Source organism: Clostridium sp. AF27-2AA, from assembly GCF_003478505.1.
Classification (GTDB): Bacteria; Bacillota; Clostridia; order Lachnospirales; family Lachnospiraceae; genus Brotaphodocola.
This window is the reverse complement of record NZ_QUFI01000004.1, coordinates 17,140-34,548: the sequence shown is the minus strand read 5'-3', so window position 1 is coordinate 34,548 and position 17,409 is coordinate 17,140. Positions and strand designations below refer to the sequence as shown.

At 52.1% G+C, this 17,409-nt stretch carries 21 protein-coding genes; 1 reads left to right on the top strand and 20 read right to left on the bottom strand.

Annotated elements, in window-relative coordinates; genetic code table 11:
• Window positions 1-50: 50 nt before the first annotated feature.
• On the bottom strand, window positions 51-1,286 hold the full coding sequence (gene xseA, locus DWY84_RS03520) for an exodeoxyribonuclease VII large subunit (RefSeq protein ID WP_118530886.1): 1,236 nt from the start codon (window positions 1,284-1,286) through the stop codon (window positions 51-53).
• Window position 1,287: 1 nt separating this feature from the next.
• On the bottom strand, window positions 1,288-1,740 hold the full coding sequence (gene nusB, locus DWY84_RS03515; RefSeq protein ID WP_118530884.1) for a transcription antitermination factor NusB: 453 nt from the start codon (window positions 1,738-1,740) through the stop codon (window positions 1,288-1,290).
• 218 nt (window positions 1,741-1,958) lie between these two features.
• Here nusB and DWY84_RS03510 point away from each other — a divergent pair, with 218 nt between their 5' ends.
• Entirely contained in the window at window positions 1,959-2,387 is a 429-nt protein-coding gene (locus DWY84_RS03510) for a DMT family transporter (RefSeq protein ID WP_118530882.1), read from the top strand.
• 74 nt (window positions 2,388-2,461) lie between these two features.
• Here DWY84_RS03510 and DWY84_RS03505 read toward each other — a convergent pair whose 3' ends face one another.
• The 18 genes from DWY84_RS03505 to DWY84_RS03420 form a co-directional block, all read right to left on the bottom strand.
• On the bottom strand, window positions 2,462-3,499 hold the full coding sequence (locus DWY84_RS03505) for a cytidylate kinase-like family protein (RefSeq protein WP_118530880.1): 1,038 nt from the start codon (window positions 3,497-3,499) through the stop codon (window positions 2,462-2,464).
• A gap of 15 nt (window positions 3,500-3,514) precedes the next feature.
• Window positions 3,515-4,861 (bottom strand): sodium:proton antiporter, encoded by a 1,347-nt coding sequence (locus DWY84_RS03500; protein ID WP_243024737.1) that lies wholly within the window; start codon window positions 4,859-4,861, stop codon window positions 3,515-3,517.
• Between the two features lie 234 nt (window positions 4,862-5,095).
• Window positions 5,096-5,431 carry an Asp23/Gls24 family envelope stress response protein gene (locus tag DWY84_RS03495; RefSeq protein WP_118531089.1) on the bottom strand — a complete coding sequence of 112 codons (336 nt, stop codon included), beginning with the start codon at window positions 5,429-5,431 and terminating at the stop codon, window positions 5,096-5,098.
• Between the two features lie 152 nt (window positions 5,432-5,583).
• Window positions 5,584-6,369 carry a SpoIIIAH-like family protein gene (locus DWY84_RS03490; protein ID WP_243024736.1) on the bottom strand — a complete coding sequence of 262 codons (786 nt, stop codon included), beginning with the start codon at window positions 6,367-6,369 and terminating at the stop codon, window positions 5,584-5,586.
• A gap of 15 nt (window positions 6,370-6,384) precedes the next feature.
• The gene (locus tag DWY84_RS03485; RefSeq protein WP_347560756.1) at window positions 6,385-6,849 is read right to left on the bottom strand and encodes a stage III sporulation protein AG; all 465 of its coding nucleotides are present in this window, start codon (window positions 6,847-6,849) and stop codon (window positions 6,385-6,387) included.
• A 10-nt stretch (window positions 6,850-6,859) separates the two neighbouring features.
• On the bottom strand, window positions 6,860-7,453 hold the full coding sequence (locus DWY84_RS03480; protein ID WP_118530874.1) for a stage III sporulation protein AF: 594 nt from the start codon (window positions 7,451-7,453) through the stop codon (window positions 6,860-6,862).
• 18 nt (window positions 7,454-7,471) lie between these two features.
• Window positions 7,472-8,770 (bottom strand): stage III sporulation protein AE, encoded by a 1,299-nt coding sequence (locus DWY84_RS03475; RefSeq protein WP_118530872.1) that lies wholly within the window; start codon window positions 8,768-8,770, stop codon window positions 7,472-7,474.
• Window positions 8,767-9,153: a SpoIIIAC/SpoIIIAD family protein gene (locus DWY84_RS03470; RefSeq protein WP_118530870.1), complete on the bottom strand. Its 387-nt coding sequence runs from the start codon at window positions 9,151-9,153 to the stop codon at window positions 8,767-8,769. The genes DWY84_RS03475 and DWY84_RS03470 overlap by 4 nt, the downstream gene beginning before the upstream one ends.
• Window positions 9,154-9,161: 8 nt before the next feature.
• Entirely contained in the window at window positions 9,162-9,356 is a 195-nt protein-coding gene (gene spoIIIAC, locus DWY84_RS03465) for a stage III sporulation protein AC (RefSeq protein ID WP_118530868.1), read from the bottom strand.
• Window positions 9,357-9,368: 12 nt separating this feature from the next.
• The gene (locus DWY84_RS03460) at window positions 9,369-9,896 is read right to left on the bottom strand and encodes a stage III sporulation protein AB (RefSeq protein ID WP_243024750.1); all 528 of its coding nucleotides are present in this window, start codon (window positions 9,894-9,896) and stop codon (window positions 9,369-9,371) included.
• Between the two features lie 2 nt (window positions 9,897-9,898).
• The gene (gene spoIIIAA / locus DWY84_RS03455; RefSeq protein ID WP_178716447.1) at window positions 9,899-10,864 is read right to left on the bottom strand and encodes a stage III sporulation protein AA; all 966 of its coding nucleotides are present in this window, start codon (window positions 10,862-10,864) and stop codon (window positions 9,899-9,901) included.
• A 71-nt stretch (window positions 10,865-10,935) separates the two neighbouring features.
• The gene (locus DWY84_RS03450; protein ID WP_118530864.1) at window positions 10,936-11,679 is read right to left on the bottom strand and encodes a hypothetical protein; all 744 of its coding nucleotides are present in this window, start codon (window positions 11,677-11,679) and stop codon (window positions 10,936-10,938) included.
• Window positions 11,680-11,713: 34 nt separating this feature from the next.
• Complete coding sequence (rlmH, locus tag DWY84_RS03445) at window positions 11,714-12,193, bottom strand: 23S rRNA (pseudouridine(1915)-N(3))-methyltransferase RlmH (RefSeq protein WP_118530862.1); 480 nt, start codon at window positions 12,191-12,193, stop codon at window positions 11,714-11,716.
• Complete coding sequence (locus DWY84_RS03440; protein ID WP_118530860.1) at window positions 12,190-13,176, bottom strand: alpha/beta hydrolase; 987 nt, start codon at window positions 13,174-13,176, stop codon at window positions 12,190-12,192. The genes rlmH and DWY84_RS03440 overlap by 4 nt, the downstream gene beginning before the upstream one ends.
• Window positions 13,177-13,209: 33 nt before the next feature.
• Window positions 13,210-14,676 (bottom strand): hypothetical protein, encoded by a 1,467-nt coding sequence (locus tag DWY84_RS03435; protein WP_178716449.1) that lies wholly within the window; start codon window positions 14,674-14,676, stop codon window positions 13,210-13,212.
• Between the two features lie 57 nt (window positions 14,677-14,733).
• Window positions 14,734-15,432, bottom strand: coding sequence for a response regulator transcription factor (locus DWY84_RS03430; RefSeq protein ID WP_118530858.1), 699 nt, complete (start codon window positions 15,430-15,432; stop codon window positions 14,734-14,736).
• A 15-nt stretch (window positions 15,433-15,447) separates the two neighbouring features.
• Window positions 15,448-16,212: a helix-hairpin-helix domain-containing protein gene (locus DWY84_RS03425; RefSeq protein ID WP_118530856.1), complete on the bottom strand. Its 765-nt coding sequence runs from the start codon at window positions 16,210-16,212 to the stop codon at window positions 15,448-15,450.
• 171 nt (window positions 16,213-16,383) lie between these two features.
• A complete protein-coding gene (locus DWY84_RS03420; RefSeq protein ID WP_118530854.1) occupies window positions 16,384-17,364 on the bottom strand; it encodes a glycoside hydrolase family 25 protein in 981 nt (326 codons plus the stop codon).
• Between the last annotated feature and the right edge of the window lie 45 nt (window positions 17,365-17,409).

Below are 17,409 nucleotides of genomic sequence, written 5' to 3'. Positions count from 1 at the left end.
TGCTCCTTTTTGTTCCGCCCGGTCTTTTGCCATACACAGGATGTTCTGCCTCAGCCGTGGCTTTTCGGCCCGTGATCCCGCGTTTCCTGATACGGCACAGTTTCCGTTACCTGCGCCTGGATTTTTCCGTCGGCAATCCGAATTGTAATGGCATCTCCGGCTGCGGTCTGGCCGACGGATGTGAGTCGTTTTCCCTCCGCGTCCATCACAAAGCCATAGCCATTGCTGATCTTTGCCAGCGGTGACAAGCCGTGCAGCTGCCCGCTAAGGAGTGCCAGACGGTGGCGCGCTGCCGTCAGCTTCTGCTCCATGGCACGCTTCATGGCATCTTCCGTGTCTGTAAGGCGCTGCCTCTGCTCTCGCAGCTTCCGCTCCGGATCATGCAGCTTCAGACGCAGACGGTACTGCTCTGTGCGGTAACGGACAAGCTCCTTTTTTCGTTCCATGGCCTGATTCAGCGCTGCCTGGTAAGAAAGCCTTGCTGACTCAAACTGGCGGTAATCAAATACAGCCAGTTCTGCCGCCGCAGACGGAGTCGGTGCCCGCAGATCTGCCACGTAATCCGCAATGGTCACATCGGTCTCATGACCGACTGCGGAGATGACCGGGGTTGCGCAGTCGAAAATAGCCCGCGCCACAATTTCTTCATTGAACGCCCAAAGGTCCTCAATAGAACCGCCTCCGCGCCCCACGATCAGCACATCCAGGCCCATGCGGTCCAGGGTACGAATTCCGGCTGTGATGGAAGCAGCGGCTCCTGCTCCCTGCACCAGAGCCGGATATAAGACAAGCTGGACATACGGATTTCTTCGGTTCGTGATATTCATGATATCCCGGATAGCCGCTCCAGTGGGAGCTGTCACAACGCCCACGGTCTTTGCGTACCGAGGAATGGGCTGCTTGTACTCCGGCGCGAACATGCCCATCTCTTCCAGTTCGTCCCGAAGCTTTAAGAACCGCTGGTATAAATCCCCACGGCCCTCCTGCTCAATCTTTCTGGCATACAGCTGGTACTTTCCGTCCCGCTCATAGACATCGACCGAGCCGGTCACCACCACCTGCTGCCCTTCCTGTAACTGAAAAGAGAGACCTTTCCTCTGGCCGGCAAACATGACTGCCGCCAGAGTTCCGGTCCCGTCCTTCAGCGTAAAATAAATATGTCCTGATGTATGATACTTGCAGTTTGAGACCTCGCCCCGCACCGTAATGCGGCTGAGGGCAAAGTCCTGGGCAAACATATTCTTAATGTAGGAATTCACCTGGGAAACCGAATAAACGCTGGCCATATTATGCCTCGGTTACCAGTTTCGCCAGCACACCGTTGATGAAGGCCGGTGAATCCTTTCCGCCGAATTTCTTCGCAAGATTTACCGCCTCGTTGATAGCTACCTTAGACGGCACCTCGCTGTCATACTGCATCTCGTAAACAGCCTGGCGCAAAATGGTAAGCTCTACCTTTCCCATACGGCTGGTCTTCCATCCCTGGGCTACCTCATCGATGCGGGCATCCAGCTCTGGAATCTTTCCGGCAATTCCTGCCACGCGGTCGGTTAAGAAGGTGCGGTCAACTTCTTTCATTTCTACATTGTGGACTACTTCTTCTGTTCCGTTTTCCGCTACATCGTCCTCCTGCGGAGCGTCAAAATACTGCTCCACCTGGGCCTTTATCTCCTCCGTCGGGTAGAACTCTACTCCAAACAGAATTTTAAAACAATGCTCCCGCATTTCTCTTCTGGTCATCTGTCTTTCTTCCTCCTGCTTATAGCTGTTCCGTGCCCTCCCGTTCAGTGCGCGGGCGCAGATGGGCGGACAGCTACCAATCTTACGCATTATCATACCACACTTTTTTCACTTTCACAATACAGTTCGTGCGAGGTATAAAAACAGCCGCATAAGACACACTAAAGCATATCTTATGCGGCTGAAGTTTTTATTTTCCCAGAAAAGGAGATCCTGCTATGTTTGGTTTTCTGATTGCCCTTTTGTCCGGCGCCCTCATGAGCATCCAGGGTGTCTTAAATACCGGTCTGACCCGCCAGACCGGCATCTGGCTTTCCGCCGGGTGGGTCCAGCTCACGGCTTTTTTCACCTGTCTCATCCTCTGGCTCTTTTCTGAGAGGACGCCGGTCTCCTCACTCCTCTCCGTACGGCCCTGGTACATGGCTGTCGGTGGAATACTTGGCGCTTTTATCACCTGGACCGTCATCCGCAGCATGGACGGGCTGGGCCCCGCAAAAGCCACGCTTTTTATTGTAGTGACCCAGATCATCATTGCTTACACTATTGAGCTGTTTGGATGGTTCGGCGTAGAAAAAGCTCCTTTTGAGTGGCGCAAGGTTCTTGGTGCCCTCATTGCCATCGGCGGAATTGTGCTGTTTCACAGCTGATCACGCGGCAAGGCAGGCCGGATCATGCTCCTGCGCTGAAATCTCTCGCAGCCAGTTGCCTGGCAAAGTTTCTCCTACCGCGGCAGGTTTGTCTTTCCTTCCCGGTCCAGCATACGCAGGATAAAATCTACGGATCCATCAATACCGTAGGCTGCGCTGTTTAAGCACAGGTCATAATTGGAGGCATTACCCCATTTTCTTCCGGTAAAGAAATGGTAATAGTCCTGATGATCCCGGTCCAGCTTTTTCAGCAGATGCTTTGCCTTTTTTGCGCTTAAGCCCGGATGGAGCTCCATGGCACGGCGCAGGCGCTGTTCAAAGGGCGCTGTGATGAAAATGCTGATGTGCGGAATGTGATTGTTCGTCAGAATCACATCAGCACAGCGGCCCATCACAATGAAGTCCTCATGTTTTGCCATGTCACAGATCAGATCACTCTGGTTGAAAAAGATGGCATCACGCTTACTCAGACCATGATAGCGGCTGAACTCAGAAGCCCAAGTCTTTAAGGTCATCTTCTGCGGCTTCGCGAAAGCCGCTTCCTGATTGGCCTTATCCATTTCTTTGCCCGGATAGCTGCTTAAGTCTTTCACATGATCTTTTTCTGCCTCCAGGCGTTTTAATACCGCAGAGAAAATCTCCGCGTCATAATAGTTAATCCGCAGGCGGTCTGCCAGGGTAAAGCCAATCTCATTGCCGCCGCAGCCATAGGTACGGCTGATGCAGATGATCAAATGATCTTTGCCAGAGAAGCGGTTCTCCAGGTTTAAGGTATTTAAGCTAGCCATCTTCTGGTCCAGCACATCGCCGTCACCAAAACTGGTGGGCAGTGCCAGCACCTCATGCAGAATGCTGGTATACTCCCGCATAACCATGGAGCGGCTTTCCTTATCCGGAATGGTTCTGGCCATATTGCTGATCAGCGCCAGCTCACTGCGCAGCTGATGGCCGCTGTCCCGCTGCATCATCAGCTGTACCAGATCAGTCACACAGCGTTCCCGGTCGCGGTTGAACACGCGTCCCAGAGAGGAGCCCAGACGGGTATAAACTTCTGCATCCAGATCATAGATGCGCTCCGCAAGCTCGCGGAGGCTTTCCTGTGTATATTCCATAGTCTGTTTCCCTCCTTATAAAAAGAATACCAGCATGTCCAGTAAAAATACCGGAATCAGAAATGTAATAGACCAGAGCAGATAACCGAAAAATGAAGGCATCCGGATACCGTTCTCGTCAGAAATGGATTTGACCATAAAGTTCGGCGCATTGCCGATGTAGGTATTGGCTCCCATGAATACCGCTCCGCAGGAGATAGCCTCCAGCATGGCAATCGGAACGGTACCCAGAATGGTTGGCATCCCCTCCGTAAAGCCCAGTGCCCCGGCCGTGGTCAGAAATACCAGGTAAGTCGGTGTGTTGTCCAGAAAGCTGGAGAGGCATCCTGTTGCCCAGAACATCTCAAAGGGCTTGTTTAATCCAAGGCTTGCGCCGTTTGCCTTTAAGATCATGAGGGCCGGCTGCATGGTAATAAAGATGCCTACAAACAAAACAGCAACTTCTTGGATTGCACCCCAGGTAAAGTGGTTTTTCCGGCGGATTTCCACACTTGTGGTTTTAAAGGACAAAAATGCTGCCACAAGAATAATCACCACCTCAATCAGGGCCGGATAAGTTAAGGTTACCTCGCCAAACAGATGAATTCCGCGAACTGCTCCTTCCGCATCCTGAAACGCTGCCATGCCCGGTAATGTTCCGCTTAAGATCACGGCAGCCACGATCATAGCCAGAAAGATCAGGTTATGAAGTCCCAGAATGTGGACTTCCGTGCCCGGCTTGCTGATATCTGGCTTTAAGCCCTCCGCAATATCTTTCCGATAAGCCCTGCGGTCCAGAAAATAAAAGATGGTCAACAGGATCACTACATTAAATAAAAGAACCGGAAAAAGATGCAGGCTCCAGAAAAACGGAACCCCGCGCATAAATCCCATTAAAAGAGGCGGATCCCCGATCGGGGTCAGGCAGCCGCCGATGTTGGAGATCAGGAAAATAAAGAACACCATAATATGGCTTCTCCGTTTTCTCCAGGCATTCATCTTGATAATGGGACGCACCATCAGCATGCTGGCACCGGTGGTGCCAATCCAGCTGGAAAGCATGGTGCCAATCAGAAGAAGGCCCACGTTGATGCGCGGGGAACCCGCCAGATCCCCCTCCAGGGTAATGTTGCCTGAAACACAAAAAAGACCGAACAGCAAAATGATAAATGTCAGATAATCATCTACGATACACTCCAACACCTTCTCAAATGCCTGCCCGGGGCCATACACAAATGCAAAGGGCAGCACAAACAGCAGCGACCAGAATACGACCGCATGGGGCTGGTGCGCTTCCCACCATTCTGCTTTTACCAGCGGCAGCATCGCGATACAAAGCAGAAGTCCTGCAAATGGAATACAAAATGCAAGATTCATCATCATTCCCTCCTTATCTTCCTTTTTAGTCACAAATAATAAAAATTGTTCTTCTCTGGAAACATCCATGGATTATAGCACCTTTCTCTGGAAAATGTAACCATCGATATTTTATTGTCACACTTTTTTACAACATTTTACGGATTGGACCTACCACTCAGTGGTGATTTTGAAAACAAAAAAGGGCCGATCCGTTTCCGGACCAGCCTTCTGTTCTGACTTTGTTTTCTGTTTTTCTTTTTACTGCTCGTTAATGTTGACGCCTGCAATGCGGATGTTGACATCCAGCACGGTAAGTCCTGTCATGTTCTCGATGGCGGACTTAACACGGTCCTGAACGCGCTCACTCACATCCGGGATGTTGTAGCCGTACTTTATGTTTAAGGAAAGATCTACGGACACATGCTCCTCCGTCACATCTACCTTCACGCCCTTGGACAGGTTCTTCATGCCAAGCTTTCCTACCAGCTCATTGGTGATATTGCCGGCCATGGAATCCACACCATCTACCTCAGTCGCTGCCAGGCCTGCAATAATGGCTACGACTTCATCCGCGATGCGCACCTCACCCATCATCTCTTTTTCATATAATTTATGTGTATTTCTTCCTTCTAACTCAGCCACAGTATTCCCTCCTCAGATCAGACAGATTTCACAGTTTCCGCTGGAAATCCTTATTTTCTATAGTATAACAAATCTGCCCTGATTTGCAAAGGGGCTTTTGTGTTTTAATCCTCCAGATTCAAAAGCGTAATGATGATGTTTTCCGCTCCAACCTCGGTCTTGCGCTTCACAATATCTTCAATCTGGGCACGCTGCTGGTCCGTGATGGAGGGCGCGTTGATCACCACGTCCACCTTTCCATCCGTCAGGCTCACCACCGGATCCGCAAAACCCCGGGCCTGCAAAAGAGTCTCCGCCGCATTCTCTTTTTCCGCTACCGCGGTCATGGTGATCATATTCTGGATGGCCTCCTGCTTGGCAGCCTCGTCAATATTCGTGCTGTTGATGATAGAATTTAAAGTTTCCTTATTTCTTGCCCGAATCTGCTCCCGGTTCAGCTGCACACCGGCTATGTAATCGGAAACCGTAAGGCCGCTGGTGAGCACTGCCTCCCCCGGATTTTCCATGCCGGCCTCCTCATCGCTGTCCCAGCTGTCAATCTCAGCAAGCTCTGTTCCAGCATCTGTTTCCGCCAAAAGAGTTCCGCCCTGAGTGGCCTCTGCCTGAAGCTCACTGCCCTCTGCCTGCGGCTGTGCCTCCTCGATCAGCGCCGTATCCCCGGCTCCGTTTTTCTGATTTTCCGCCAGAAGATCCTCCTCGGAAATATCAAAGGTTCCTGCCTGGTAGATTCCGTCTCCGGCACTGGCCTCCAGCTCCCGCTTTCCCGCGTAATTCAGATATCCGGCAGCCGCGATCATGATGGCCAGAGTCGTAATGATGATCTGATTTCTTCGAAACAGTTTCTTCATATTCATGTCCTGTTTTGGTGTTCCTTCCCGTTTCAGCTTCATACCGACGCTCCTTTTTTACTCCACCCGCTTTAACACTTTTATTTTATTCGCCGGAAGCCCGAATAATGCCTCCATGGCCTCGGAAATCTCTGCCTGCACGGATGGATTGCCGCCCCCGTAGGCACTGATGACGATACCGGCGATCTCCGGGTAGACTTCTTTCGCTACCACCGGCTCCTGTCCGCTCCCGCTTCCCGTCAGCACCGTGCTGTGTTCCTGCTCCAGGCTCTCCACCGCCCGGTCTGTACCGCTTCCCTTTTCTGTGGTTACCGATTTTGATGTACTGTTGTCTACCTGTATCACCTTTTCCGCGGAAGATTTGAGGACAATCATCACATCCACCTCTCCCACACCGGAAACGCCCCGCAGAATTTCCCGCACCCGCTCCTCCATTTCCCGCTCATAAGCCGCAGCACCCTGGCCGCCTGGCCCGGACGCTGTTACGGCCTCATCCGCGCTCCGGGAGACCGGAAGTGCCATCCGGCTGCTCTTACTGCCCGCCGGAAATGCCAGAATACAAAGAATCACGCCCACTGTCAGGAGAAAGATCCACCGGTCCTTCCCCTCCGGCAATTTCAATTTCCACATACTGCTCCTCCAGACCATAATATTCCTGAATCCTGTTTGACAGCTTCTCTTTTTCTGCCTGTGCGGACTGCGCCGGAAGAACTGCCGCAATTTCCCGCACTGTTCCAAATTCCGGGCTGTCTTCATCACCCTCAATGCGGACACGGCAGTCCATGACCGTCAGTCCGCAGGACTGCGCAAGCTCCCTTACATCCCGGCCAACTGCCTCCTCATACTGCGACAAAATCTGCCCAAGGCGTTTTTGCTCTGTTGCCCCAAGCTGCTCTTTCAGTTCTCCCGCCTCCCCGCGTATCACCAGATCCTCATAGCTGCGGGCCAGCACCTCATCCAGATTAAACCCGGAAGTAAAGGGCTCCACCGCCAGAAGGATCAGCACCATACCCGCAAATAGCCGGATATACTTTCCGTACTTCTGCCCCGGCAGCAGATTTTCCATTACAGATAAAAACAGAAAAAACGCTGTCAGGTTCCGGATCCACTCGTAAACTGCCGTCACAAGCCTGCCTCCTTTCTGTTACGATGCCAGATAAGCCGCATTGGTTCCCTGACAGATCAGGGCTATGGTGACTGCGAAGAGTAAAAAACAGGAAGCGGTCACCGTCAAAAGCATTTTCTGAGCCTGGGCAGCACCGCTTAAACAGACCACCAGGCGCTTATCCGCCACCGGCTGCAGCACCGCCGCCACCCCCCGGTAGATCAGGTAGAGCACAAACAGTCTTGCCAGAGGCACAATGGAAAACAGAAACAGAAGAAGAACCGCTGCCGCTCCCATGGCATTTTTGATGAGCACGCCAGACCCCAGCATCAGCTTCGTCACCGCCCCGGCCCCGGACCCAATGCCCGGAATGGCCTGCAAAAGCCGCTGCATCCCGGCATTTTTTACAGAATCCGCATAAGGGAGCACCATGCCCTGGACTAACTGGAACCCCAGGACAAGACCGATCAAAGACCGGCTGCCCCACTGAACTGCGGATTTTAAAAGATCCAGCATCCGGGACAGCATATCTTCCTTTACCATGGAACCTGCCATGACCGACAGAAAATAGATGCGCACCAGCGAGAGTAAAAGTCCCGCGTAAAGCTTCTGCACTCCCGCAATCAGAAACAGGGCCGCCTCGTACCAGGCCGCGGAAGAAAGTCCCGCGCCGGACCACACTACTGCAGTGAAATAAGAAGGAAGCAGTACCTTCATAAACTGGATCTGGCTGTCTAAAATCCGGGCCGCAGCCTCCGCGCTTTCCCGAAACACCGCTGCCAAAAGCGCAAAGGCCATCAGATAAGTCAGAAAAAAGCCGGTTTCTGCTATATGCCCGCCAGAAAACACCTCAGAAAACCCGGCAAACAGCGCACCAAAAAGTCCCAGAGCCAGAAGTCGCCCGGCCATGCGTTCCTTTCCCTGCAGTTCTCCAAAAATTTCCTGGCGCAGTCCCTCCAGGCACAGGGATGCCGCCTCCCTCATATTGCCGGATGCCAGTGCTCTCATCAGGTCCCCAAAGGTAAGCCGGTGGCTGGAATCGCCCAGTTCCTGCCTTAAATATGTCTCAATATCTCCGATACCGGAGAGCCCGTCCCCCGAAAGCGCCGCCTCCACCGCGTCAAACATTCCATCCGACTCATCCACGACAATTTCACCAGTAGTATCCATGGTATCCGGTACCTGTCCCGTCTCCGGCGGCTCATCCACCTCCGCACCAGTTTCCCGGGCCGCGCCAGCCGCATCCATAGCCCACGTCCGGCTTTCCGGCCCGCTGAATACACCGAATAAAAAAAGGCCGGTTACAGGCAAAACCAGCCACTTGCTCCCCCGCCTCATGCCAAAAGCCCCTGCAGCGTATCCAGAAGCGCCAGAATGACCGGAAGGCTGACTGCCAGGATGGAAAGTTTTCCAAATATCTCAATCTGGGTTCCAAGGGCTCCGTACCCTGCGTCCTTACAGATTCCGGAAGAGAACTCCGCAATGTAGGTGATTCCCGTCATCTTCAGCAATGTATTTAAATAAACCGGATTAATGCGGATCATGTTCTGGATTTTCTGCATCCCCTCCAGAATTCCCCGCAGTCTCAGTGTTCCGTAAAAAAAGATCACACAGGCTGCTGCCAGCACCAGATACAGACCGTATTCCCCTTTCATGCTCTTTAGCTGAACCGCCATCAGCACCGTCATGATCCCAATGATTCCCACCGTCACTACCGTCATAGCATCCCCTACAGTGCAAACAGATTTTTCATGGTTTCAAACAGCTCATAAATATACGGCACCAGCCAGAACAGCACAAGCACAAGGCCCGCCAGACTGGTCAAAAATGCCTGCTCTTCCCGTCCGCTGTGGCGCAGCACCTGGCAGATCACAGACACCAGAATCCCCACCGCAGCAATGCGGAAAATCAGATTCACTCCCATATGTACCCTCCATCAGACCAGGATCACCGCAAGAAACAGACCGCCCATCACCCCAAGGCTTGTATACAGTCTGCAGCGTTCCTGCCGGTGTTCTCTTAATACCTCCAGTTCCGTGTCCACCTGCTCCAGGTACAAAAGCAGAGTCCTCTCCTGAGTCTCCCGGTCCAGAAAACCAAGATGTTCTCCCAGCGTCTCCAAAGTCTGCCTGTCCGACTTTGAAAGGGCTGTCTTCCCTTCCATTACGGAAACCGCCTTCCTCCATATCACGGGAAATGGCTCTCCGGGCTGCGACTCCAGACTGGCTGCCGTTTCCAGAAACAGAGTCCCAAGTGCTCCGTCCATCCGCTTTCCCACTGTTTCCAGCGCTTCCGGAAGCGGTGCGCTGGCATACAGAATCTGCCCCTTTAAAAGATACACCATCTGTTTTAGCTGTTCCAGCTCCAGAATCCGCTGCCGGTACCTGCCGGCAAACCAGATTCCGCATCCCGCCGCACCACACAGGATGCAGGCCGCGCCAAACAGCTTCATCCATCCCTGCATGCTCAAAAGCACTCACCTCCCACCGGGTAAAGCCTGCATCCCCTGGAATCGTAAATTTCCCCGATGTTACCCACTTTTCCCCTGTTATTTAAGATCACATACCGCTCAAACCATTTTTCCAGTACCATCTTGCGCAGGACCGGTTTCTGCTTGATATCTTCAATGGAACTTCCATGAACCGTGGCCACCAGCTTGCAGCCACAGTTCATCACATATTCGATGGACTCCAGATCCTCCCGGTTTCCAATCTCGTCCACCGCAATGACCTGGGGCGACATGGTACGGATCAGCATCATCATTCCCTGAGCCTTGGGACAGCAGTCCAGAATGTCTGTCCGGATTCCCAATTCATTCTGCGGGATTCCCTGATAACAGGCACCAATTTCCGACCGTTCATCGATCACACCGATGGTCAGTCCCGCATGCTCTGCGCTTCCATTGGACACCTGGCGGATGATATCACGCAAAAGTGTGGTTTTTCCGCACCGCGGCGGCGAGATGATGAGCGTATGAAAGATCATGTCACGGTCATACAGATACGGCAGCACTGACTCCGCGCAGCCCTTCACCTGATGGGACAGACGCACATTGATAAACGAGATGAACTTCATGCTGCGGATCCCGTGACCATCGGTAATGGTTTTTCCTGCAATGCCGATGCGGTGTCCGCCCTGGATCGTGATAAACCCCTGCTTGATCTCCTCCTCAAAGGCATAAAGCGAATAACTGCTCATATAATCCAGTGTTTCCTTCAGCGCCTCCCGCGTTACCAGGTACGCCTCTTCTGCCCGCATGCTTAAATTTCCTTCCCTGGTGATGTAATATTCCCGGTTATTACAGATCATCAGAAGCGGTGCATGGACCCGCAGGCGGATCTCCTGTACCTGTTCAAAATCTACTGTGACCTGCTTTAAGATCTCCCGGATATCTTTGGAAAATATTTTGATCAGTTCCTCCCGCTTATCCAAAAAAACACCCCTCCCCTGCATAATATATATGAGGGAAGGGGTGTTTTATATTCACCTGCTATTTACTTTTTCTACTGTAACGCGCCGGTTGCGTCAAAGCGGTACTGTGCGCCATCAATGGTGTACTCACCGACCGCCATGGCTCCGCCTGCTGTGCAGTAATAGCGGTTTCCGTTCCAGTCAATCCAGCCAGTCTGCATGTATCCCTGCTCATCAAAGAAGTACCAGGTTCCGTTTGCCGGATCCTGCCACCAGCCGCCCTTCGGGTAGCTGCCATCTGCATTCTGATACCACCAGCGGCCAGTGCCTGCTTCCTGGATCCATTTGGCCTGGATCACAACAGAAGCCTCTTTCTCTTCTGTAGTCTGACCATCTTCTTTTTTGCCAGGACCGCCGTTCTTTAACTGGGATGTGCTTCCGCCGTTTTTGATCATATTCGCGAAATCTTCAGAAACATAAGTTTCCTCAGACTCCTCAGACCAGTAACCGTCCGTAAATTCTTTGGAATTGGATTTTGCCAGAGCACGCACCTTAAATGTGTAATCGCCCTCTTTGGTCATCTTCTTTTCCATGTCGAGCGAATCTTTTTTGGTTTTCATGCTCTCCACCTGGGACTCGTTGCAGTAAAGGCGGACCTCATACTGGTAGGCATCATCCACCTTCTCCCAGTTTGCGGTGGTGCCATCGTCCCCCCAGTAAAGTTCTGTTACAGTATCCAGTTTGGTCTTGGATGCCGCCAGCGCAGTTGCCGCTCCCGCAATCGTCAGCAATCCTGCTGCCACAACCAGCGCAATTCCCTTTTTCCAGTTTTTCATATGAAACTGCCTCCTTTTGATTATGAAACCCTTTTCATTTATGATATGGTTCTTTATGAATGATCCGGTAGCTGCGGTAAATCTGTTCTAACAAAATCACCCGCATCAGCTGGTGCGGAAACGTCATCCTTGAGAAACTCAGCCGGTAATCGGCCCGGCTTAAGACCGACTCTGAAAGTCCCAGAGAACCGCCGATCACAAAGACCAGCTGGCTGACTCCGCCAATTCCCAGCTTATCGATTTTTTCCGCAAGTTCCACAGAATCCAGCATTTTTCCATCAATTGCCAGCGCGATCATAAACGCGCCGTCTTTGATCTGCTCCAGAATCCTTTTTCCCTCTTTGTCCTTAATCTGCTGTTCTTCTGCCTCACTGGCTTTATCCGGTGTCTTTTCGTCTGCCACCTGAATGATTTCCAGCTTACAGTACCGGCTCAGGCGCTTCGCGTACTCCGCAATGGCATCCGTATAAAATTTTTCCTTGATTTTTCCTACAGTAACCAGTGTAATCTTCATTGCTCTCTCCTGCTTCTTTCCCGCCCGGATTTCACCCGTTTTACGGCCCTTCCTTCTTTCTTCCGCTCAATGCAGTAGATGATTTCCAGGAAGCGGCTGACCTCTTCCCAGGCTTCCCGGCTTTCCGGGATCAGGCGCAGGGCCATCTGAAACACATGGAACATTCCTTCATAAACCGTAACGCGCAGCTTTCCATGGACTTTGCGCACCTTTTCCGCAGTCCTCAGGGTGTCATCTAACAGCACTTCCTCACTTCCCACCTGAAACAGCACCGGCGGAAACTGCGCAAAATCTCCAAACAGCGGGGAGATATACGGATCCTCCGGATCTGCGTCTCCGATGTAAGTGCTGTGAAACAGCATATTGTCGGTGGTACCTCCAAACTGGGGATCCCGGTCAAAGTTGGTCTGGTAGGATTGTCCGCTGTTGGTTAAATCTGTCCAGGGAGACATGACTACCACACCGGCCGGCAGTTCCATGCCATGATCCCGCAGGTACATAACCAGGACCAATGCCAGACCGCCTCCCGCGGAATCTCCCGCAATCACGATCTTGTCCGCGTCGTAATGCTTTTCCCCGATCAGCCACTGGTAAGCCGCCACCGCGTCCTCCAGCGCAGCCGGGTACGGATGCTCCGGTGCCACCCGGTAATCAATGGTCAGCACATCCCCGCCAAAGCTCCTGCGGCAGTACTGAATCGCGAAATCCCGGTAAATATTTTTCATAGGGCCAATGTAACCGCCCCCATGAAGCTGCAGAATCACTCTTCCGGTACAAACTCCGGTAGGCCGGAGATATTCCATCTTAAAATGGGGCATTTCCACAATCTCATATTCATAATCCGGCGGGCAGATCCAGGCCGGTTCCTTCGGATCCTTCCGGTATTCCCCGGTCTGGATTTTATGTCCCATAGCGGAATCCATCATGTTCTTCATCATGTCCCGCACCAGTTTGCCGCGCAGACTCACTTCCCTGTTTTTCAAGTAATCTTCCTCCGTCTCAAGTTTTGTCTGTTTTTAGATATGCAGGCGGCGTTTTAATTCCTCTTTCCAGCTTCTGCGGCCACTGACATAATCACGGATTCCCTTCGCTGCATCCACCCCGGTGTTGCCCACCTGCTTTGCCATGCGTGTGGCCTTTTCCTCCGCGCCTCCGCGCCGAATCAGTACCTTGCGCACCCGTGGGTACATATCCCGCTTTACTGCGGCAGAGAGCTCATTGCCCTCAAACCGCACCGGCACTCCGTCTTCCTTCAGTTTTCGGAAGAAACGTTTCTGCAGGCGGCTGTCCGCAAAGACCGAAGTAAAGGTAATGACCATCTCATCTTTGTAAGCACACACCGCGCACTTAACCGGCTGGCGTCTCGAAACGCCGATCATTAAATGGAACCGTTCGATGAGATCCGCGTATTCCGGCTCCATCTGTACAGGCCCGATATTGGACAGTGTCATGGTGTAGGCCCGGTCCTTAAGCCGGAACACCAGAGAAAGTGCCGGAGCTTTTAAAAAGAGGGGAATCGCCCGCAGGTACCATTTTTTCTCGTTGGATACATTGTATGCAATGCTCTCCGCCAGTTTGTCTTTGTCAATCTTGCGGTCCATCTGACTGCTCACTTTCCGGAGAAGCACCTCAAACGGAATATCCGGATTCCGGAACAGCCAGCCGATCATGGTAACCGCAAAGAAATTCGCCATGGTATCTGAACCAAAAAAAGCCCGCAGATTGATGGGCAGATTCAAAACCACAGCACACCTGCTGCTCTTTCCGCCCAGATACTCCTGCCAGATAGACCAGATCAGTAATGCTGCCAGATACTTGGTGATGCTGACTCCATGTTGTTTGCAGACCGCCTTTAAGCGGCTCACCGGTACATACCCGTGCAGAACCTGCCCGGTTCCCAGCGGCAGGTAATGACCTTCTAACTGATAAGCCGGTCTGGAGCTGTAGCTTCTTGGTTTTCCGTCCTCCCCATGTTCTAAGTAACTGTCCTGGACATGGAAGATCTCCTGCTTTCTGGCATTCTCATCGTCCCGGGTCATGAACTCCGACGCCCCTTCTGCCAGACGAAGATACTGTCTGGTCAGGCATTTTAAAAAGTTTACCGCACCGAGTCCGTCCGTGAGCGCATGAAAGACTTCCAGATTGATGCGCTTTTCGTAGTAGGTTACCCGAAACAAGAAGCGCTGATTTCCATGAGGATCAATAAACCGGCATGGATAGGTATTTTCCCGCTTTACCTGCGGGATCCGGTCATTTTCCTCAAAATAATACCAGAAAAGTCCCCTGCGCATCTTCACACGGAAATTCCGGATCTCCGGCAGAATTTCCTCCAGCGCCCTGCTAAGAAGCTCCGGATCCACCGGTTCCTTTAAGGTCACCGAGATCCGAAAGACCTGGCTTACATTCTCATTTGCGATCACCGGAAAGATTTTGGCCGTATTGTCCAGTCTTCTCCATCGGTTTTTCCATCTTTTCTGTCCCATGATATTCCACCTCTCATGCTGCTGTTCCTATGCTGCGCAGGCAGTCATCTGTCTGTTCTATGCCCGGAAATAATAGCCCACACCCCACTTGGTATGTACGTATTTCGGGTCACTTGGACTCGGCTCGATTTTCTCACGCAGACGTCTTACGTGAACATCCACGGTACGTACATCTCCAGATTCCGAAGCCTTGTTGCCCCACACAAAAGACAGAAGGCTCTCTCTGGAATAGACTTTGTTGGGATTGCAGACCAGAAGTTCCAGAAGATCAAACTCCTTGGCCGTCAGATTGATTTCTTTTTCACCAATGAATACCCGGCGGCCTTCCCGATCAAGCTTTAAGTCTCCGGCGGTGATCATCTTATTTTCCGCCTCTTTGCCCTTTCCGGACTTTCTGGAATTTCTGCGCATAATTGCCTTGATGCGCGCCTTAACCTCCAGAATATTAAACGGCTTGGTCACATAATCGTCTGCGCCGTATTCCAGTCCCAGGATCTTGTCCATGTCTCCGCCCTTGGCAGTCAGCATGATGATCGGCATTTCGGAAAATTCCCGGATTGCCTGACAGACCTCAAAGCCGTCATATTTGGGAAGCATCACATCCAGAAGCACGACATCGTATTCTGTCTGTTTTGCCAGATTGATCGCCTCTTCCCCGTCATACGCGCAGTCCACATCCATTCCGTCCTGTTCCAGACTGAAACGGATGCCCTTCACGATCAGTTTTTCATCATCAACCACCAGAATCTTTGCCATGTTCTCACCTATTCCCTATACTGTAATATTTTCTTTTATTTTCTGAAAGGCCGCGTCCTTGATGCCCGGCACCTTCATGATATCTTCTATTTTTGTAAAACCGCCTGCTTCCTTCCGGTAACGGATGATATCCTCCGCCCGGGATGTCCCGATGCCCTTTAGCGTCATCAGTTCCTCCAGGGAAGCCGTATTGAGGTTGACCAGAACATGCTGCCCTGCCACAGAATTTCCCGCGTCTCTGTTCCCGGTTAACGCATTCTTGTTTTGAGCCTGCCAGGCCGGGTCCCCCGCCTGTGCTTTGGATGGAACCTCCAGCTTCATGCCATCTGTAACAGGCTCTGCCAGATTCAGCCAGGAGTCTTCCGCATCGTCCGTAAATCCGCCCGCCAGATCAACTGCCTCATAGATTCGGGCACCTTCCGGGAGCGTGTATACCCCAGGTGACCGCACCTTCCCACAGACATATACATAGCAGAGAGCCGTCTCTGTCATATTACTGTTTTCCGGTATGGAATCTGTTTTGCCCTGCTTTGCATCTGCTGTATGTTCAGCAGCTCCATTTTCCAGGAAAGCTTCGGTATCCTCTGGATATTCCAAACCTTCTCCGGTTATTTCCCTGCTGCTTTCCGGCGCGCTTTCCGCCTGAAACGCCCTGTTTTTCTGTACGGCTTCCGGCCCCTGTTCTGTCTTCCGGATGCCGCAGCTGTAAAAGCAGCCCGCCACAAACAGGCATACCGCAAGCAGCAGCCACTTTAAAATAGCAGATCGTTTTTTCTTCATGGTATTCTCTCCGTTTCCAAAGAGAATCCCGGATTCAGCCTAGCTCTATTCTACCGAAAGCATTCCGTAAATACAAGCGGTATTTGTAAAAAGAATACGCACGGAAAAACAAAAACGGCAGGAGCCGGTAAGCTTTCCTGCCGCTTGTACATTTCAGACTCTCACACCTTTTTACTGTTCGGACGGTGATTTGGTCAGCTGGCTTTCATCCTGTCCGGCCGTCTGAACCGGAGAAGCACCGGTCTGGGCCTGCTGCCCCGCCTGGCCGGATGGTCCTGTCTGGCTATCCGTGGACGCGCCGACCGTTGGCGTTGCCTGGGTCTTTCCCGCTGACAGACTCACACCCGGGCCCCCGCTTGAAGAAGATCCTGCAGTGTAGGTTCCACTTCCTGTATTGCCTGCCGCCAGCTCCGGATAATCATAGAAAGAAGCCTCGATGCAGACATTGCCAGTGATGCCTGCCACGGAACCCGTCTCGGTAAGCTGCCAGATCTTCCGGTTCTGGAATTCACCGGTCGTTCCGTAGCGCGCATACCAGATATCATACGGCACCTGGGACACATCTACATAATTGGTCAGCCACTGATTGTTTCCGTAGAGAATTGGACGGTATCCGGCATCCGCGATGGCTTTGCAGAAAACATTCGTCTGGTTTGCCAGTTCCTGCGGCGTTTTTCCATTGTCAAGCAGGTACTTGGATTCTACATCGTAGGCAACCGGATAGGAAATCTTATATCCCCGGATCTGTTCCAGCACATACTGGGCTTCCTGCCGCGCAGTCTCTTCATCCAACGCCATGGAATAGAGGAACACACCCACACGGATGCCGTGGCTGATGGCACCCTCCATATTTTCTTTAAAGTAAGGGTCCAGATCATTTAAGTATCCGACACGGATCATGGCAAAGGTCACGCCATCCGCCTTCATGGCATCCCAGTCGATGGGACCTGCCTGGTTCTGGTATTTGGAAATGGTAACGCCTTTTGCCACCGCTCCCTCAATCTTTGTTCCATCAATGCGGTAAAATCCCTGGTCCTGTACCGTCAGTGTTTCTGCTGCCATAGCCGGTACTGCCGGAGCCTGCAGGGCAAAAAGTCCGCAGAGTGCCAGTGCTGCCAGGCGCTTTCCTGTATTTATCTTACCATGTAACATGAAAAAATCTCCTCTCTGTCTGTTCAACTAAGTCCATGTATCCTA

What these genes read in the sequence shown, in the direction of transcription:
- xseA (WP_118530886.1), bottom strand. Translation starts at nt 1,286, where the DNA reads ATGGCCAGCGTTTATTCGGTTTCCCAGGTGAATTCCTACATTAAGAAT.
- nusB (WP_118530884.1), bottom strand. Translation starts at nt 1,740, where the DNA reads ATGACCAGAAGAGAAATGCGGGAGCATTGTTTTAAAATTCTGTTTGGA.
- DWY84_RS03510 (WP_118530882.1), top strand. Translation starts at nt 1,959, where the DNA reads ATGTTTGGTTTTCTGATTGCCCTTTTGTCCGGCGCCCTCATGAGCATC.
- DWY84_RS03505 (WP_118530880.1), bottom strand. Translation starts at nt 3,499, where the DNA reads ATGGAATATACACAGGAAAGCCTCCGCGAGCTTGCGGAGCGCATCTAT.
- DWY84_RS03500 (WP_243024737.1), bottom strand. Translation starts at nt 4,861, where the DNA reads ATGATGATGAATCTTGCATTTTGTATTCCATTTGCAGGACTTCTGCTT.
- DWY84_RS03495 (WP_118531089.1), bottom strand. Translation starts at nt 5,431, where the DNA reads ATGATGGGTGAGGTGCGCATCGCGGATGAAGTCGTAGCCATTATTGCA.
- DWY84_RS03490 (WP_243024736.1), bottom strand. Translation starts at nt 6,369, where the DNA reads ATGAAGCTGAAACGGGAAGGAACACCAAAACAGGACATGAATATGAAG.
- DWY84_RS03485 (WP_347560756.1), bottom strand. Translation starts at nt 6,849, where the DNA reads ATGGCACTTCCGGTCTCCCGGAGCGCGGATGAGGCCGTAACAGCGTCC.
- DWY84_RS03475 (WP_118530872.1), bottom strand. Translation starts at nt 8,770, where the DNA reads ATGAGGCGGGGGAGCAAGTGGCTGGTTTTGCCTGTAACCGGCCTTTTT.
- DWY84_RS03470 (WP_118530870.1), bottom strand. Translation starts at nt 9,153, where the DNA reads ATGACGGTAGTGACGGTGGGAATCATTGGGATCATGACGGTGCTGATG.
- spoIIIAC (WP_118530868.1), bottom strand. Translation starts at nt 9,356, where the DNA reads ATGGGAGTGAATCTGATTTTCCGCATTGCTGCGGTGGGGATTCTGGTG.
- DWY84_RS03460 (WP_243024750.1), bottom strand. Translation starts at nt 9,896, where the DNA reads ATGCAGGGATGGATGAAGCTGTTTGGCGCGGCCTGCATCCTGTGTGGT.
- DWY84_RS03450 (WP_118530864.1), bottom strand. Translation starts at nt 11,679, where the DNA reads ATGAAAAACTGGAAAAAGGGAATTGCGCTGGTTGTGGCAGCAGGATTG.
- rlmH (WP_118530862.1), bottom strand. Translation starts at nt 12,193, where the DNA reads ATGAAGATTACACTGGTTACTGTAGGAAAAATCAAGGAAAAATTTTAT.
- DWY84_RS03435 (WP_178716449.1), bottom strand. Translation starts at nt 14,676, where the DNA reads ATGGGACAGAAAAGATGGAAAAACCGATGGAGAAGACTGGACAATACG.
- DWY84_RS03430 (WP_118530858.1), bottom strand. Translation starts at nt 15,432, where the DNA reads ATGGCAAAGATTCTGGTGGTTGATGATGAAAAACTGATCGTGAAGGGC.
- DWY84_RS03425 (WP_118530856.1), bottom strand. Translation starts at nt 16,212, where the DNA reads ATGAAGAAAAAACGATCTGCTATTTTAAAGTGGCTGCTGCTTGCGGTA.
- DWY84_RS03420 (WP_118530854.1), bottom strand. Translation starts at nt 17,364, where the DNA reads ATGTTACATGGTAAGATAAATACAGGAAAGCGCCTGGCAGCACTGGCA.